Annotated in this window: 5 protein-coding genes; all 5 read right to left on the reverse strand. The window is 72.3% G+C overall.

All coding sequences use genetic code 11. From position 1 onward, the window contains the following. Positions 1 to 121: 121 nt before the first annotated feature. Entirely contained in the window at positions 122 to 8,212 is an 8,091-nt protein-coding gene (locus EDD92_RS10755) for a beta-ketoacyl synthase N-terminal-like domain-containing protein (protein ID WP_123964080.1), read from the reverse strand. 23 nt (positions 8,213 to 8,235) lie between these two features. Then, positions 8,236 to 15,228, reverse strand: coding sequence for a type I polyketide synthase (locus tag EDD92_RS10760; RefSeq protein WP_260326472.1), 6,993 nt, complete (start codon positions 15,226 to 15,228; stop codon positions 8,236 to 8,238). Between the two features lie 70 nt (positions 15,229 to 15,298). Beyond that, positions 15,299 to 16,210: a thioesterase domain-containing protein gene (locus tag EDD92_RS10765; RefSeq protein WP_123964081.1), complete on the reverse strand. Its 912-nt coding sequence runs from the start codon at positions 16,208 to 16,210 to the stop codon at positions 15,299 to 15,301. Further along, a complete protein-coding gene (locus EDD92_RS10770) occupies positions 16,194 to 16,460 on the reverse strand; it encodes an acyl carrier protein (protein WP_123964082.1) in 267 nt (88 codons plus the stop codon). The genes EDD92_RS10765 and EDD92_RS10770 overlap by 17 nt, the downstream gene beginning before the upstream one ends. 40 nt (positions 16,461 to 16,500) lie before the next feature. Beyond that, positions 16,501 to 17,793, reverse strand: a complete 1,293-nt coding sequence (locus EDD92_RS10775) for an NAD(P)/FAD-dependent oxidoreductase (RefSeq protein WP_123964083.1) — start codon at positions 17,791 to 17,793, stop codon at positions 16,501 to 16,503. Positions 17,794 to 17,953 lie beyond the last annotated feature (160 nt).

A 17,953-nucleotide genomic window follows, 5' to 3' on the forward strand; every position in this document is an offset into this window, starting at 1 on the left:
GCTGTCGATCGACTGCGGGCCCGTTGTGGCTGGTCGCGCCCGCGCGGCGGAGCCGCATATCGATGCAGCCCCGCGCCCCTTCAGGGCGCCGGCGAACCGCACGGGACTTCGGCGTGGCCGCCTAGTCGTGGTGGATCTCGATGGCGATGTCGCCCAGGCGATAGATCCGCAGGGTCGACTTCCAGACGTGGGCGTCGCCGAGCAGAACGATCCGGCCGGGTTCGCGGCGGATCTCCTTGAGGTGGACGTCGAACTCCATGTCGGGGTCGGTGCGCAGGATCTGGCCCCGGTAGCTCCAGGTGGTGTCGGTGCCGGTGCTGAGTGCGAAGCGCGGGTTGCGCAGTCCGTCGGTCAGGCCGGTCTCTACGGCGTACACCTGCATGCCCTGCAGCAGTGCCTCCACGCCGAGGGAGCCGGGCATCACCGGGTCGCGGTGGAAGTGGCAGGAGAAGTACCACTCGTCGGGCCGGATGGAGCGGTGTCCGCGCACGTATCCCTGGCCGTGTTCACCGCCGCCGGGCAGGATGTCGACCCATTCGACGAGGTCGAGGTGCCCGCCGGCCGGCCGCGGGCCGCGGCGGGCGGATTCGGCGGCCCGGAAGTCGCGCAGGTCGATGCGCCGGGTGCCGGGGGGCCTGGCCGGCTGCGTGTCCAGCCAGGGAAGCACGTGCTGTCCCTTGTCGAGGCCGACCTGATGGGCGAGTGCCTTCTCGTTGAAGTAGCCGAAGAGGGACTCGCCGGTGTAGAAGACCTCGCCGTCGCAGGAGAGTTCGTAGGAGAAGTTCTGCAGGATCGAGCCCGGCATCCGGTCGCTGGACAGCAGCGTCGAGCGGTGCTGGACGGTCTTCCCGCGCAGGTCGATGTCCTTGACGAGGGTGGCGTGGCCGTCCAGGTTGCGGATGCTGAACTGCTCCTCGGGGAAGGGCAGGGTGGCGCCCAGGTAGTAGCCGAGGAGGATGGCCGCCTGGAGGCTGGACTCCATGTAGACGCAGTTGGGCATGTACAGGTGGCCGTTGTCGGCGTAGTACCAGGCGTCCTCGGGAACGTCGTACTCGGTGACCATCACGGCCCCGCGCTTGAGCGTCCCGCGCCTGCCCTCAAGCTTCATCACCCGGTCGACGAAGAGGAAGTCGCCGTTGGGGATGTACGGTGCCCGGCTGTCGGCGTAGATCTCGAACTCGGGCCCCATCGCGATGGCGAGGTCGCCTTTTGCCGCGTGCGCCATGTGGAACTCGTTGAGCAGCGCGGGTTCGCCGGTGGCCGGGGAGAGCCGGCCGAGGAAGTGCGGAACGGTGCCTGCGGTCTCCGGGCGGTAGGGCGTGCCCGGTTTCTCGCGCAGGCGGATGCCGAGGCCGGTGACGCTGATCGACGGGGTGCCGTCGCGCAACACGACCACGTCGGCGACGAGTGACGGTCGCGGCAGCAGATTCAGCTCGGTGATATCGATGCGGTATTCGATACGGGCGTTGCGCGGGGTGATCTGCCCGCGCACCTTCACCTCGGTCCGCAGGTCCGGCACGGGCTGGAAGCGGGCGTCGGGGAGGGTGAGGTGCAGGCCGAGGGAGAGGGCGTAGGTCTCGAGGAGCTGTACGGCTCCTTCGGCGACGAGTGATCCGGCGAGCACGGGGTCGTCGGGGAAGTGGCTGGTGAAGTACCAGGCGTCGGGGGCGAGTTCCTTGACGGCCTCGATCCGCCCGAGCCCGTGGCTGCCGCCCTTGCGGTCGAGGACCGTGACCTCGTCCGCCATCAGCAGCGGCCGGGTGGGCAGCCGCAGCGAGGTGTTGCAGCCGGGGGGCTGCCGGTGGCCGGGACCGAAGACGTCTGCGATACGGCCTTCGGCGAGCGCGTCGAGGTCGGCGGAGGTGAGGGAGGTGCGGTGGGTGGTGGCGAGCGGCTTGAACGCGGTGCGCCCGGGGTCCGCCGCCTGCTTGGGGCCGGGGGCCACCCGCCCCTGCACCAGGCCCGGCGAACTCTCCAGCTCCTCATCCGTGAAGAAGCCCGCGCAGGCGTTGTTGAGTTTGAGGATGAGCTCGCCGTCGGCGTAGCAGTCGTAGTGGAAGAAGAAGAGCAGGGTGTCGCCCTGGCGGACGAACTGGTCGATCCAGATGTCGTAGCGCAGGGTCTGCCCGGTGCGCGGCAGGTCTCCCAGGAAGCTGAGGCTGCTGTCGAGGAGGCGGTAGACCCGCTGGCCGCGGTTGGTGAAGTCCGCGCCGAGATAGCTGATGAGCAGCAGGTCGCACTGGCCGGCCTCGATGGTGACGGCGGGCGGGACCTGGCCGTCGACGGCGTACCAGGCGTCCTCCGGGACGTCGTACTCGGTGCGGATGAAGGAGGGCTTGAACTCGCCCGGTTCCGCGTCGAGCTGGGTGACACGGGTGGCGAAGAGGTAGGGCGGGGCGGGAAGCCGTACGCGACGGTCGTAACCGTCGATCCGGGTGAAGCGGGGGCCGAAGACGTTGCCGACCTTCCCCACGGCGAACTCGAGGAGGTCGTGTTCGTCCCAGACGACGCCCTCGGGTTTCGGCGGGCGCGGAGTCGCTGCTGCCGGCGCCGGCCGGTCGGAGGCCGAGGCGGACAGTACGGCGGTGAGTTCCTCCCGCAACTCCCGCTGGGCGTCCAGGACTTCCTGGTGGGCCTCCAGGATCTCGGCACGCAGGCTGCGGACCAGGGTCAGGGTGGCCGCGTGGTCGTCCTTGGGCCGGTCCGGCTGCTGCGGCTTCTCCGGTACGGGCAGGGGGGCGCCGAAGATGGCCGGGCGGGGCGGCACGTCGGCGCGCTCGGCCTGCGGCGGGACGGCACCGAGGGACGGCGCCGAAACCGCGTCGGCGGGGAGCATCGTGATCGGTTCCCGCTCCAGCGAGAGCGCGGGTACGGGCGGACCGTCGGGGCGGGTCGGCATCGCGGTGTCCCATTCCGTGGCGTGGAATGCCGTGGCAGGCAGTTCCGGGGCTTGGTCGGGGGCCCCGGCGGTCACCGGGACGGAGGGTGAGGCGCCGGGCGGGGCGACGCCGGTCACGGCAGGCGCGGCGGCTACGACGGGCGCCGGGGCGACGGCGGTCACGGCCGGCGCGGGGGCTTCGGTGGGCGCCGGTGCGGGCGCAGCCGCCTGGCTCCGCTCGGAGCCATGTCCGACCGGCACCGACGGCACGGCCCGCTCGCGCGGCTCGGCTCCGCCGCCCGGTGCGGACGCCCCCGGCACGGGTGGCTGCACCGGCGGCACCGCGGCCCGTCGCACCGCCCCCGCCACCGCTTCGGCGGCCGCGGCGGTCACGGCCGGCGCGGGGGCTTCGGTGGGCGCCGGTGGGGGCGGGACGGTCGCTGAGGTCGGGGGTGCGGCTGCGGACGCCGGTACCGGCACGGCTGGCTGAGCCGGCGGCACTGCGGCCCGTCGCACCGCCCCTGCCACCGCTTCGGTCGGCGCGGGGGCTACGACGGGCGCCGGTGCGGGCGGGACGGTCGCTGAGGTCGGGGGCGCGGCTGCGGACGCCGGTACCGGCAGGGGCGCGTCCTCGACCGGGTTCGGCACGGCACGTTCCTGCGGCTCGGCTGCCGTACCCGACGCGGTCGTCATCGGCACGGGCTCCGGCGGAAGAGCTCGTTCCGCCGGGACCGGCGTCGCGGGCGGATCAGCCTCATCGCCCCGCACGTTCGTCGCCACCGGGGCCGGGGCGGGTGACTGCAGCGGGGCCGCACCATGATCTTCCCGCCTGGCTCCGCCACCCATGACTGCAGCGGCAGGCGTCGTCGGGGTGACGAGCCGACGGGTCGGCGCGGTCACCCGTCGTACCGCACTCACCACCGGCGCAGCCGCCTCCCTCACCAGCGGCGCCACCGGTGTGCCGCCCACCGTGAAGGTGCGCAGGCCCGGCGGGCGTCGGCGGGCTGCCGTGCGGGGGCGGAACGGGGTCAGGTCGACCGGGACGCCGTGCGCTGCGAGGCGGGCGACCAGGCGGGCTATGTCCGTTGCGCCGCGGGCTCCCCGGCGGTCGACGGGGACCGAGAGGTGCGGGTCGTCGCCGAGCGTCTCGTGGATCCAGCGGGTGCAGGTGCTGGAGGGGCCGACCTCGATGAAGCAGCGGAAGCCGTCCTCGTAGGCCCGTCGGATCAGGCGGGGGAAGTCGACCGTCTCGCGGAGGGTGACGGCGATGTTGTGGGCCACCACGTCCTGGTCGAGGGCGCCGACGGGGGCGTAGTGGCGGCTGCTGTAGAGGACGAGGTCGCCCACGTCGCCGGTCGGGTAGCGGTTCAGGTCGGCGAGTTCCGACAGCACGCCGTCCACCACCGGGCAGTGCATGACGTGGTTGGCAGGCGAGCGTGCGCTCTGGCAGCCCAGAGCGTCGATCAGGTCGCGGCATTGGGCCGGGTCGCCCGCGACCACGACCTCTGTGGGCGTGTTGACGTGGGTGATGAAGACGCGGTCGTGGCGCTGCACCGCGGCGCGGACGGAGTCCGCGGGCGCCAGCAGTACATGCGTCGCCCACACCTGCTGGTCGGGGACGTCCTCCCCGATGTCCCACAGCTCCCTCACCGTCTTCTTCGGGCCGCGCAGCCGGTCCACGAAGAGCGGCGAGGCGTCGATCTTCGTCGTGGCGCGGGCCTCCTTGATCCAGCCGCCGGTCGCGAACAGCATGCTGCTCTCGCCGAGGCTGTAGCCGAACGCCCCGTGCACCGGCACCCCGAGCACCTCGCGCACCAGGTCGGTGGAGAGCAGGGCATAGCTCGTGCCGACGGCCAGCATCAGCGGAATGTCCTCGATCAACTCGGCCTCGCGGCCCATCAGTTCACGCCGGTCGAGCGGCTTGAGCGCACGCGGGTACAGCGCCGCCGAGCGCAGCATCTCCGCGGGCAGTTCGGCCTGCGTCTCGAAACGGGGCAGGAGTCCCGGGAAGGCACGGAAGAGCGAACGCCCGAGGCCGAGGTACGAGTTGAAGGCGCCCGGGTAGACCAGCGCCGTCTTGGTGTCGGGCCCGCCCGCCGGACGCGCGGCGAAGCAGCTCCCGGACGGCGAGGTCCACTCGCCGCCCGCCCGGTGGACCCCCGGCAGGTCCTTGGCCGCCTGGTCCAACTGCCGTACGAGCCCTGCCGGATCGTCGGCGACCAGTACGGCCTTGAGCGCGGCGGGCCGGTCCTCGGCGAGCTGCGCGGCCCAGTCGCCGCCGCTGTCGACGGCGTCGCGCAGTTCGCCCAGCCGCCGCATCAGGGTGTCGATGTCGTCGGCGCCGACCGGCACGACGAGGCTGCCGCCGGAGCGCACCCAGTCGGTCGCCGCCACCTCGCCGCGCGTCTGCGCGCCGCCGAGCACGACATGGGCGTGGCTGCCCGCACTGCCGATGACGCTGACACTGGCCGTACGACGGCCCTCGCGGCGTTCGCGGAGCCAGGGCCGCGAGTCGCCGGCGAGGAAGAACGCGGACCCGGCGAGCCGGGCGCCGTCGACGCCTTCGGGTGCGACGGGCTGGTAGCCGTAGTGCAGACACAGCGCGGCACGGATGACGGAGGCGAGCACGGAGGCACAACCGGTGTCCCCCACGGCCGAGTTGACCGCACTGACCGCGGTCCGCAGCGCCCCGCCGGCCCGCTCGGCCGACCAGACGCGGACGAGCCCTTCCAGCGTGCCGTCCTGCGCGGCCCCGGCCTCGACGAGTTCGACGTCGGCCGGTGTCACTCCGGCGGCGGCGAGGGCCTCCTCGGCCGCGGCGGCCACGAGCTCCGGCGTCGGCCGGGGGTCGAGGGTCGGCGAGTGGTGGACGGCCAGGGCGTCGACGGTGGCGTACACCGTGCGCTCCGGCGGAACGGAGCCGGGCCGGGTCACGACGACGGCACCGGCTCCGTCCCCGAGCACGACCTGGGACGCCAGCAGCTGCCGCGCCTGCGTGGACTCCGGACCGGCGGCCAGGTCGACCGCGCCGACCAGGACCGCCTCGATGCTCGGGTCGAGCAGCAGCAGCCGTGCCGTGTCGAGGGCGTCGACACCGACGGCGCTGTCGGAGGAGATGGTGAAGGAAGGGCCGGTGAGGTTCCACAGGGAGGAGATCCGCGCGGCCATGATGTTGCCGATATAGCTGAGGACCTCGTTGGCCTCGATGGAGTCGTGGATGCCGTCCCGGGCGGCCCGGGTCAGCGCGGCCAGCTGCTCGTCCGTCGGCTCCAGGCCGGCCGCGGCGCACCAGGCGGCGAGCTTGCGGCCGAGCGCGTAACGGGCGCCGTGCCCCTCGGCGCTGGGCTCCATCTCCATACCGAGGACGACGGCGACCCGCCGCCCCTTGGCCCCGTCCCTGCCCCCGGGGGCGGGGCGCTCGTACCCGGCGTCCTTCAGGGCCTCCTCCGCGACCCGCATCATCAGCAGGTGCTGCTGGTTGAAGTGGTCGAGGTCCTTGGGCGGGATGCGGTACGAGGTGGCGTCCACCTCGAACCCGTCGATGTACGCGGCCTGCGGCGCCCCGCCGTCGCCGAGCGTCTCGAACCCCCGCCAGCGGTGGGACGGCAACTCCCGTACGGCACCCGTGCCTTCGTATCCCGCCCGTTCGAACTCGTCGAGTGTGGTGAAGGACCCGAAGTGCGCGCCCATGCCGATGACGGCGAGTGACTGCGGTGTCCGCTGCTCGGTGCCGTCGTCCTCCGCGTCCGTCTCGGGGCCGGACAGGACTACGTGCGCGTTGGTGCCGCCGAAGCCGAAGGCCGAGACGGCGGCCCGGCGTACGCCCTCGGTGGCGGGCCAGGGCGTGGGTTCGCGTACGACACGGTCCGCGACCGTGCCCGGCAGCGGCTGCTCCACGCCGCGGGTGGGTGGGATGACGCCGTGTCCGAGCGCGAGAACGACCTTGACCAGGCTGCTCATGCCGGCCGCGGTCAGCAGGTGCCCGATGTTGCCCTTGACCGAGCCGAGCAGCGGGCCGCGCCCGAAGTGCCGTTCCACACCGTCGAGTTCGACGCGGTCGCCCAGCGGGGTGCCAGTGGCGTGGCACTCGACGTACTGGATGTCCTGCGGTTCGATACCGGCGTCCCGGTGGGCGAGTTCGTACGCGGCGAGCTGGCCGTTGACGTTGGGGGCGAGCAGGTGCTTGCCGGGGCCGTCGTTGCCGAGGGCGACGGCGTCGACGACCGCGTACACCCGGTCCCCGTCGCGGCGGGCGTCGGCGAGCCGCTTGAGGGCGACCATGGCCGCGCCCTGCCCGGTGATGATGCCCTTGGAACGGGCGTCGAAGGGCTGACTGAAGCCGTCCTGCGGGTAGGCGTGCAGGTCGGAGAAGGACAGGTGGATGACGGTCGGGTCGGGGGCGCAGACCCCGCCGGCCAGCATCAGGTCGGCCCGCCCGGTGGCGAGTTGGGCGCAGGCGAGCTTGATGGCGTACAGGGCGGAGGAGCAGGCCGCGTCGAGGGTGTGCCGGGGGCCGTCGAGCCCGAGGGCGGCGGCGACCACATGGGCGGGGAGCCCACCGGGCCAGAGGTTGTGGGCCTCGGCCCTGGCGGCAAACGACCCGAGGTTGTGGGCCTCGGGGGGCCGGGAGCCGAGGCCGGCCTCCCTGCGGTCGGACGGCCCGAGGTCGTGAGCTTCGGGCCGGGTGTCGAGCGGCCCCTGCGCCGGAGCGCCACCCCGGTCGCTCGCAGGGCCGGCAACGAACGACCCGAGGTTGTGGACCTCGGCCCTGGCGGCGAACGTCCCCGGAGCCTCGCCGGTGCCCCGGTCACGGGCCGGGCTGCCGTCCGCCGCACCGGACGACAACCCGGCCGCGGGGAAGCCGGCCGCCGCGAGGCCCTCGAAGACCGCGGCGTCCCACAGCTTCCCCGCTGTTCGGCCGGAGGCCGGGGTGGGGAACGGGTAGTTCCCGAACACCACTCCGGTCCTCCGGCCGGCCGCCCGGCCGTCCGCGGCAGCGGGGGATACACCCGCGTCGGCCAGGGCGTCCCCGGCCACCCGGAGCGCCCAGTGGAACGAGCGGTCCAGGCCGGCCAGGTAGTCGGCGGGCAGCAGGTACCCGGAGGGGTCGAGGTCCGCCGTGGCCTCGAGGAATCCGCCGCGCGTGCAGTAGATGCGGTGCCGGTCCCGCGTGTCCTCAGGATCGGCCTCGCCGGCCAGCGGGTCGTGCCCGAAGATCCGCTCACCGCCCTCGGTGCGCGAGTCGACCGCGCCCATCAGGTTGCTCCAGTAGGCCTCGGGCGTGGCCGCCCCCGGGAAGAGGCAGGACAGTCCGACGATCGCGTACTTGCCCATGACGGATCAGCCTCCGAGCCTCGTCAGACCGTGACCGCGGCGGCCGCCCGGCCCGGCTGCCTGAACCGTGCGTCCAGCTCCGCGTCCTCGACGGCGACCACGTCCTCCAGGACGGCGAGCACCCGGCCCTGCGGATCGAGCGCGGTCACCTTGCAGGTGACGCCGGTCCGGCCGGGCCGTACGTCCTCGACGGCGATGAGGAAGTCCCCGTCGGACGGCAGCGGCGCGTGCAGGCTCAGGCGTCCGATCTCCATCGGCAGGCAGGCCCGCCCGCGCTGCTCGCGCACCCACACCAGCACGGCCTGCAGCAGCAGGTCGGCCAGGACCGGGCTGTGCAGCCGGGTGTGGTAGCCGCCGAGCGCGGGCCGGTCGTCGGTGAGCCGGGCCCGTACGAGAAGCCGCTGCTCGTCGCCGACCAGCACCGCGCGCAGGCCGCGCAGCAAGGGCCCGTGGAAGAGCGTGCCGTCGCGGTACAGCCGCGCCGCGTCCTGCCCGGCCGCGCTGCGGGCGAGGCCCGCCAGGTCGCCGCGGTCGGCGGGCCGCTGCCCGGCGTCACCCGTGCTCAGCCGGACGCCGTACGCGGGCCGGCTGCGACCGCTGCCGTCCACCGAGGAGGCAAGTACGTCGATGCCGTTGTCCGCGGGTTCGATGGACAGCCGCAGTCGCTGCGGCTGCTGCCCCTCGGGCTCGTCCCAGGCGACGCCCTTGAACACCTTGAATCCGCTTGCCCCGACGACGGTTTCGCCGGTCGCCGTCTCGACGGCGTTCGCCAGCACGCCGAGTGCCGCGGTGGCGGGCAGGACCCGCCGGTCGCCGATGGTGTGGTCGGTCAGCAGCGGCTGGTCGGCGAGGTCGGCCAGGGTCCGGTCGACGACCAGGGGGCTGAGCGCGGAGCCCTGCTCTGCGGGCGGCGCGGACAGCGGGGTGAGCGGTCCGGTGACGATCACGGTGTCGTGCCCGTGTCCGGCCGTGAACTGCTCGGCGAACATGCCCGCACCGGTCGCGAGCGGCACCAGGGCGATCCCGCGCGAGGCGAACATGGCACGCAGGTCGTCGGAGACCATGCCGCCGTCCCAGGCGCCCCAGTTCATCGCGGTGACGCGCGCGGAGGGCAGTTCCCGCTTCAGCCGTACGGCGATGCGGTTCAGCGCCTCGTTGGCCATGGCGTAGTCGGACTGGCCGCGGTTGCCGAAGAACCCGGCGACGGAGGAGAAGAAGACCAGGTGCCGCAGCTCGGCGATCCCGCGCAGGGCGTCCAGGACATTGCCCAGCCCGATCAGCTTCGTGCCCAGCACCCGGCGTATCTCGTCGGCCGACTTCTGCGCGATGAGCCGGTCGGCGAGGACACCGGCGCCGTGCACGACACCAGTGACCCGTCCGGCGTACGGCGTCAGCGCGCGGCGCACCTCGCCGGCGTCGGTGATGTCGACAGTGAGGTACTCGACCCGGGCGCCGGTGGCGGTGAGCCGGGCGAGGTTCGCGGCGATCTCCCTGGATGCAGTGATCTCACGGAACTCCCCCTCGATCGCACGGGGGTTGGGCTTCTGCCCGCTCTGCGCGGCCCGCCGTGCGATGAGCCCGCGCAGTGCCGGGCCTTCGTGCCCTGCGGCCCAGTCGGGCTCCGGCGCGGGCCGGCTGCGGCCGAGCAGCAGCAGTCCGGCGGGCCGGGCGGAGACCAGGGCGTGCAGGCAGTCGGCGGTGATGCCGCGGGCGCCGCCGGTGACGACGAACAGGTCGTCGGAGGAGACCTCCGGGACGGCGGCCGCGTGTGCCTCGTGGGGCTCGGCCGCGGGCGCGATCGTGCGCCGCCCGGCCTGGTCGTGCGCCACGTCGGCGTGCTCGGGCGACAGGTCGTGGATCTCGCCGAGGAAGCGGGCACCGACGGTGGTGGGGGCCAGCTCCGGCGCGAAGTCCACCGTACGGGCGAAGAGTTCGGGCGCCTCGACGGCGAGGGTCTTCACCAGGCCGCCGACCCCGCCGAGCAGCGGAGAGGCGTCACCGCCACCGCGGTAGCCGTTCGCCCCGTCGAGCCGGGTGACGGCCACGAAGGCGGCGCGGGTGCCCTGCGCGGCGACCGGCTTCAGCGCGGCCAGGCTGTGCTTGGCGACGAGCAGGCAGTGCTCGAGCCGCTGCACACCCTCGCCCCACCCCTGTCCCGCCGCGGCAGCCATCTGCACGACGAGATCGACCCGCCCGCGCACGAGCGTCCCGGAGAGCTCAGCCTCGTCCCAACCCACCAGCCGCCGCACGGCATCCGCCTCCGGCACGACGCTGTCGACACCGGGCAGCGCGACGATCTCCACCCGCCAGCCGTCCCCGCGCAGCGCTCCGGCGAGCGGCCGGGAGAGCGTCGACCCGTCGTCGACAAGAACCGCCGTCCGCGGTTCGGCGTACGCGCCGACGAGGACGTGGGGCGGCGCGATCTCGGTGACGTCGGCGTAGGTACGGCCGATGCCGGGGGCGGGTGGATAGGTGACGGCGAGGGGGGCGGCGGCGGGCGCGGGGGCGGCTGTCTGAGGAGCGGGCCCCGTGGAGACGGTGGACACGGTGGAGGCGAGGAAGCCGGCGATGTCGTCCAGCGTCCGCAACTCCGCGAGCACCTCCGGATCGACGTCCTCCGACACCGGATACGACTCCTGCAACGCCCCCAGAATCTGCACCCGCTTGATCGAATCGATGCCCAAATCAGCCTCGACATCCATCCCCGGCTCCAACATCTCCACCGGATAACCCGTCTTCTCCGCCACCGCACCCATCAGCGCCTCCATCACCCCAGCGGCGACAGCCGAGTCGGCGGCCGGCACGGACACAGGCTCGGGCTGGGGCTCGGGCTCGGGCTGGGCAGGGGCGGGCTGCGGAGCAGACTCGACAGAGACGGTGGAGGCGAGGAAGCCGGCGATGTCGTCCAGCGTCCGCAACTCCGCGAGCACCTCCGGATCGACGTCCTCCGACACCGGATACGACTCCTGCAACGCCCCCAGAATCTGCACCCGCTTGATCGAATCGATGCCCAAATCAGCCTCGACATCCATCCCCGGCTCCAACATCTCCACCGGATAACCCGTCTTCTCCGCCACCGCACCCATCAGCGCCTCCATCACCCCAGCGGCGACAGCCGAGTCGGCGGCCGGCACGGACACAGGCTCGGGCTGGGGCTCGGGCTGGGCAGGGGCGGGCTGCGGGGCAGACTCGACAGAGACGGTGGAGGCGAGGAAGCCGGCGATGTCGTCCAGCGTCCGCAACTCCGCGAGCACCTCCGGATCGACGTCCTCCGACACCGGATACGACTCCTGCAACGCCCCCAGAATCTGCACCCGCTTGATCGAATCGATGCCCAAATCAGCCTCGACATCCATCCCCGGCTCCAACATCTCCACCGGATAACCCGTCTTCTCCGCCACCGCACCCATCAGCGCCTCCATCACCCCAGCGGCGACAGCCGAGTCGGCGGCCGGCACGGACACAGGCTCGGGCTGGGGCTCGGGCTGGGCAGGGGCGGGCTGCGGGGCAGACTCGACAGAGACGGTGGAGGCGAGGAAGCCGGCGATGTCGTCCAGCGTCCGCAACTCCGCGAGCACCTCCGGATCGACGTCCTCCGACACCGGATACGACTCCTGCAACGCCCCCAGAATCTGCACCCGCTTGATCGAATCGATGCCCAAATCAGCCTCGACATCCATCCCCGGCTCCAACATCTCCACCGGATAACCCGTCTTCTCCGCCACCGCACCCATCAGCGCCTCCATCACCCCAGCGGCGACGGCTGAATCGACGACGGAGACGGGCTCCGGCTCCGGCTCGGGCTCCGGCTCCGGCTCCGGCTCCGGCTCGGCGACAGTCACGGGCTCCGGTTCGTCCGGGGCCACGAAAGCAGGCTCAGGCTCGAGAGCAGGTTCGGGCTCGGGCTCGGGAGCCGGCCCGGGTTCGGTCTCCGTCTGTCCTCGCAACGCGTCCAGCAGCAGCCGGGTGGACCGCTCGTGCGCCGCTCCGATCGTCGCGCTCTGCTCCCGTATGAGCCGCAGCGCGGCATCCGTGTCGGGGTGCCCTCCGGCCCGTACGGACTCCTCCAGAGAACGGACCGACGCGTGCACCGTGTCCGCGTGGGCGGTGAGGATCTCCGCCTGAAGGGCCAGCCCGTCGCGTACGAGGTCCTCGACCCCGTCGGAGCCACCCGTACCCGCCGCCAGGGCCAACGGCTGCGCAATCGCATCCCGATACGCCGAACGCCGTTCCTGCGTCACGTAGTTGATGCCGCGCAGCGGGATGTTCATCCCCTTGCGCGCCGGCGGCTCGGCCCGCGGCTCGACGTGGTCGTCGAAGCCGGTCAGGGGCAGCCCGAGGACTGCGAGTTCGATCGCCGCGCGCTTCAGCGAGACCTCGCTGTCCTTGCTGGGCCCGCCGTCCGCCGCGAGGGTCACGACGTCGGTGCGGCCTTCGAGGATGCGGTCGATGAGATCCGTCAGCACCCGCTTGGGGCCGAACTCGACGAAGACGCGGAACCCGTCGGCGTACATCTTCTCGATGCCGGAGACGAAGTCGACCGGCTGGAGCAGCTGGTCCACGAGGGTGCGGCGGTTGGCGGCCGCGTCGCTGCCGTACGCGGATCCCGGGGTGTTGGCGTACACCGGGACCGTCGGGACGCCCAGCCCCGTCGACTCCACGGCCTGCCGGAACGCGTCCGCGGCATGGGCGACGAAGCCCGTGTGGAACGCGGCGGAGACCGGCAGCCGCTTGGCCGGGATACGGCGGCCCGAGACATCGGCGACCAGGCGGTCGATCTCGCCCGTGGGGCCGCCGACGACGATCTGGCCGGGGGCGTTGATGTTGCAGATGGCCACATTGCGGTAGGTGGCGACCAGTCCCTGGACGTCGGAGAGGGAGGCCCGGATCGCCGCCATGGCGCCGGGGTCGAAGTCGGCGGCGGCCTGCTCGGGCGGGGCCATGGCGCGGCCCCGGGCGCGTGCCAGCTGCGCGAACCGGTCGTCATCCAGTGCCCCGGCCGCCCAGAGCGCGGTGAGTTCGCCGAAGCTGTGGCCGATGACGCCGTCGGCGCGGAAGCCGAGTCCGTGCAGCCAGGCGTACTGGCCGGAGGCGAGCGCGCCGATGGCGGGCTGGGCGAAGTCGGTGCGGCGCAGGGCCGTTTCCTGCTCGCTGCGGACGGTGTCGGTGAAGGCGGGCGGCGGAAAGACCGTGCGGGCGAGGGTGTCCGGGCCCTCGGTCAGCCGGTTGGCGCGGTCGAACGCGGCCCGTACGGGCGGCAGCGCGACGGCCGCCCGTCGCCCCATGCCGACGTACTGGCTGCCCTGCCCGGCGAACACGGCCGCCGTCTTGACCGGCGTGGGCAGGGCCTGGCGCCGGTAGGTGATGCCCTTGGGGTGCTGCCAGGAGTCCGCGTCGGGGCGGGCGCGCAGCAACTCCGCTGCCGTACCGCACAGTTCGGTGAATTCGTCGTCGCTGCGGGCGACGATCCCGATGCGGGCGTCGGACGCGGGGATCGCACCGGACTCGTCCGGCGCGGCACCGTTCTCGATGCGCAGGGCGAGCGCCTCGGGTCCTGCCGCGTGCCACAGGCCCCAACGGACCGTCGGACCGAGGGATTTGGCCTCCGAAGGTCCCTCGTGCTCCTCCAGCACCATGTGGAAGTTGGTGCCGCCGAAGCCGAAGGACGAGACGGCGGCACGACGTTTGCCGCGTTCCGGGTCCAGCACCCAGGGGCGCGCCTCGGTGTTGACGTAGAACGGTGTGCTCGTGGGGTCGACCGCCTCGCTCGGTGTCTCGACGTTGATGGTCGGCGGGAGCACCTTCTGGTGGAGGGCGAGGGAGAGTTTGATGAGGCTCGCGGCGCCCGCGGCCGCCTTGGTGTGCCCGATCTGCGACTTTACGCTGCCGATGGCGGCGTAGCCGTGGTCGTCGTTGCCGGCCGCGACGACGGAGGAGAGGGCGGACAGTTCGGTGTGGTCGCCGACGGCCGTGCCCGTGCCGTGCGCCTCGAACAGTTCGATGGAGTCCACGGGGACGCCGGCGTCGTCGTATGCGCGGCGCAGGGCGAGTTGCTGGCCCTCGGCGCGCGGGGCGTAGATGCTCTTGAAGCGGCCGTCGCTGGAGGTGCCGATGCCGCGCAGGACGGCGTAGATGCGGTCGCCGTCGCGTTCGGCGTCGGCGAGGCGCTTGAGGGCGAGCATGCCGATGCCCTCGCCGATCAGCGTGCCGTCGGCGGACTCGTCGAAGGGGCGGATCTGCTGGGTCTTCGAGAACGCAGGAGTCTTGCTGAAGCACATGTACATGAGGATCGTGTTCTCGGCGTCGCAGCCGCCGGTGATCATCATGTCGGCGCGGCCCTCGATGAGTTCGCTCACCGCGAGTTTGACGGCCGCGAGGGAGCTGGCGCAGGCGGCGTCGACGGTGCAGTTGGTGCCGCCGAGGTCGAAGCGGTTGGCGATGCGGCCGGCGACGACGTTGCCGAGCATGCCGGGGAAGGAGTTCTCCTCCCAGGGGATGTACGCCTTCTTGAAGCGCTGCGCGATCTCCTCCGCGTCCTGCTCGCTCAGGCCGACACTGCGTACGACCTCCTTGAGCACAGGGGTCTGCAGGCGTGCGGAGAGCGGCTGGGTGAGGGAGTTGGCGCCGGTGATGCCGAGGACGACCCCGGTGCGGGAGGCGTCGTACCAGCTGCCGTTGTCCGCGCCGGCGTCGCGCAGCACGTCGCGCGCCACCGTGAGGGAGAGCAGCTGGAGGATGTCGGTGACCTCCAGGGTGTTGGGCGGCAGCCCGAACTCCATGGGGTTGAAGGCGATTTCGGGCAGGAACCCGCCACGGCGGACGTAGGTCTTGTCCTCGGCGGCGGGGTCCGGGTCGTAGTAGTCCGCGGTGTTCCAGTGGCTCTCGGGGACGTCCTCGATGCAGTCCTCGGCATCCACGATGTTGTGCCAGAACTCGCGCAGGTCGCGCGACTTGGGGAAGAGGCCCGCCAACCCGACGATCGCGATCGGCGTCTCGGCCAGACGTGAGTAGTGCACGATGGTGGTCCTCTCGGGCTTGCGCGTCGCGCGGGTCGTGTGCGGCGGGTACGTCAAGGGGTCTGAGGGGTCAGCCGGTTCGCGAACCGGTGGCCAGGAGGGCGGCGAGGGCGTCCGCGGTCTCCGGTTCGTGGAGCATCGTGTAGTGGTCGCCGGGGACGGCCAGTTGCCGCAGCGGACGGCCGCTGAGGCCGCTCCAGCCGAGGTCGGGGCTGTCGGGCAGGAGCGAGCGCTCCGGTTTGACGACGGTGACGGTGCGGTCGAGCGGGGCGGGCAGATATCCGGCGGTGCACCGGTTGTTGCGGACGAGCCCGGTGTGGAACGCGGTGTACAGCTTGCGCAGTCCCGCCGGTTCGGTGCCTTCCTGCAGCACTCCCTGTTCGACCGCCGCGGTGAGCAGGACGGCCAGGCCCTCCTCCTCGCCGAGACCGTCCAGGGCCGTCGGTTCCAGGGTGAGGCGGCGGCCGCGCTTGGCGCCCAGGTACATCGCGAACCAGGTGAGCAGCATGTCCGGCCGGAGCAGTTCGTCCGGCCGCTGGAAGGCGGGTACGGGTGCGATCGAGTCGAGGACGACGAGGTCCTCGACGCGGTCGCCCAGCCCCTGGGCGTCGAGCCGGGCGGCGATCTCGTAGGCCACCACTCCCCCGAACGACCAGCCGGCGAGGGTGAACGGCCGGTCGGTGAGTCCGGCGGCGGTCAGTTCCCCCAGGCAGCGGTGGGCGAGTTCCTGGACGCCGATGACGGACAGCGTCGGGACGAGGGCCGCCGCGAAGTACTCCGGGACGTTCCCCAGGTCGCACAGATGCAGTGCGTGGTCCTCGGGCAGCCGTGCCGCGACCGGCTGCCAGGCGGTGGCGGGCAGCGCACCCGGATGGACGGCGACGACCGGTCGCGCGGCCGGATCCACCGGTGCGAGCGTCGTCAACAGGGGGCGGGCAACGCCCGGTCGACGCGGGGTGGCCGTGTCAGGCCGCGGCGACATGACGGTCGCTCTCCTCGGCGATGTGCTCGGACAGGGCGGCGATCGTCGGGTGGTACCAGAGCGCCGTGGCTTCGAGTTCGAAGCCGAGCCACTTCTCCAGCTCGCCCGCGAGGATCAGCGCCTCCGTCGAGTCGAGGTCGAACTCGTCGAAGTAGCGCTCGACATCGATCTGCTCCTGGCCGACCCCGAGCCGGATCGCCAGCTTCTCGACCAGCCAGGCCTGTGCTTCTTCGGCGGTGACACGCTGCATTGGGATTCCCCTTGTCCGTTCGTGCTGTGCGGTTCGCGGTTCAGTGACGGGTCTGTGTCTCGCGGGCGACGGCTTCGGCCGCCTTGCGCCCGGAGACGAATCCGGCCTCGTGGGAGCCGATGAGGTCGACCCCGATGCGCGGCGCGTGGAAGTAGGAGCCGGCCAGCTTGATACGGCCGCCGGGGGCGTTGACGTCGTAGATCGTGCGCTGCATGGCGCGCACCTCCAGGTCGATGACCGGGTGGGTGAACGGCAGTTCACGGACGACGAGTTCGTCGCGCGGGACGATGGGCGAGTCGAGGGTGACGAAGTAGTCGTGCTCGGCGGTGAAGCCCTGCAGGGAGTTCATGTAGTAGGCGACCCAGGTGCGGGGGCGGCCGTCCACGGTCTTCAGGCCGTAGTTCCAGCTCTGCCAGCGGTCCCGGTTCGGCGGCATGCTCGACGGGTCGGTGTGCAGGATGGCCCGGGTGGCGCTGTAGCGGACCTTGCCGAGGATCTGCGCCTGGAGCGGGGTTGGTTGCTCCAGTACGGCGAGGGTCTGGTCGGCGTGCGCGGCAAGGACGGCGTAGTCGTAGCGCTCTTCGCCGGCGGCGGTGCCGACGAGGACACCGTCCCCGTCCTCTCGTACGCGGGTCACTTCCGCGCCCGTGCGGACCTTGCCGTTGACGCCGGCGACGACGCGGCGGACGTACTCGATGCTGCCGCCCGACACGGTCTTCCAGGCCACCGAGCGGCCGCCGAGGCCGCCGGGGTCGTGGGACATGAAGAAGGCGATCACCGTGGTCGCGGGCATCTCCCAGATCAGCTCGGCGGGCACCGACCAGACCGCGGTGGCGAGCAGGACGACGTAGCCGTACTTGAAGGCGTCGCTGTAGCCGCCGCGGTCCAGGTAGTCGCCGAGGGAGAGGTCGGTGCGTTTGCGCAGGAAGTCCTTCGGGGCCTCGCGGTGGAAGCGTTCGGCGTCGCGCCACAGGGGAAGGAAGTCGGCCGGGTAGCGGGCGGCGATCTCGTCCTCGGAGAGCTCGAACTCGGCGGTGCCGTAGTCGAGTCCGCGGTCGAGGTCGAAGAAGTCGAAGCCGCCGGTGTGGTCGAGGGCCGGTGCGCCGAGCTTCTCGAAGAAGGCGGTGAGTTCGGGGTACGTCCGCGCGTTGAAGACCACGAAGGCCGTGTCGACGCCGATGGTGCGGCCGCCCTCGTCGACCTCCACGGTGTGGGCGTGGCCGCCGGGGCGGTCCTGGCTCTCGTACACGGTGACTTCGACGTCGTCCGGCAGGTGGTGGGCGGCGGAGAGTCCGGAGATCCCGGCTCCGACGACTGCGACACGGGTGGTCATGGCAGGGCTGCACCTCGGCTCGAACAGTTCTCGGGAACGGTCACGGTGAGGCGCAGAGGGCTGATACCTCTGAAAGGGGTCGCGGTCCTTGAGTTGCTCGGCGGACGGCGCACAAGCACCGTAGGCCGGGCCGGAAAACGGGGTCAATCGGCCCATCGGC

It is taken from the genome of Streptomyces sp. TLI_185 (assembly GCF_003814765.1).
GTDB lineage: Bacteria > Actinomycetota > Actinomycetes > Streptomycetales > Streptomycetaceae > Streptomyces.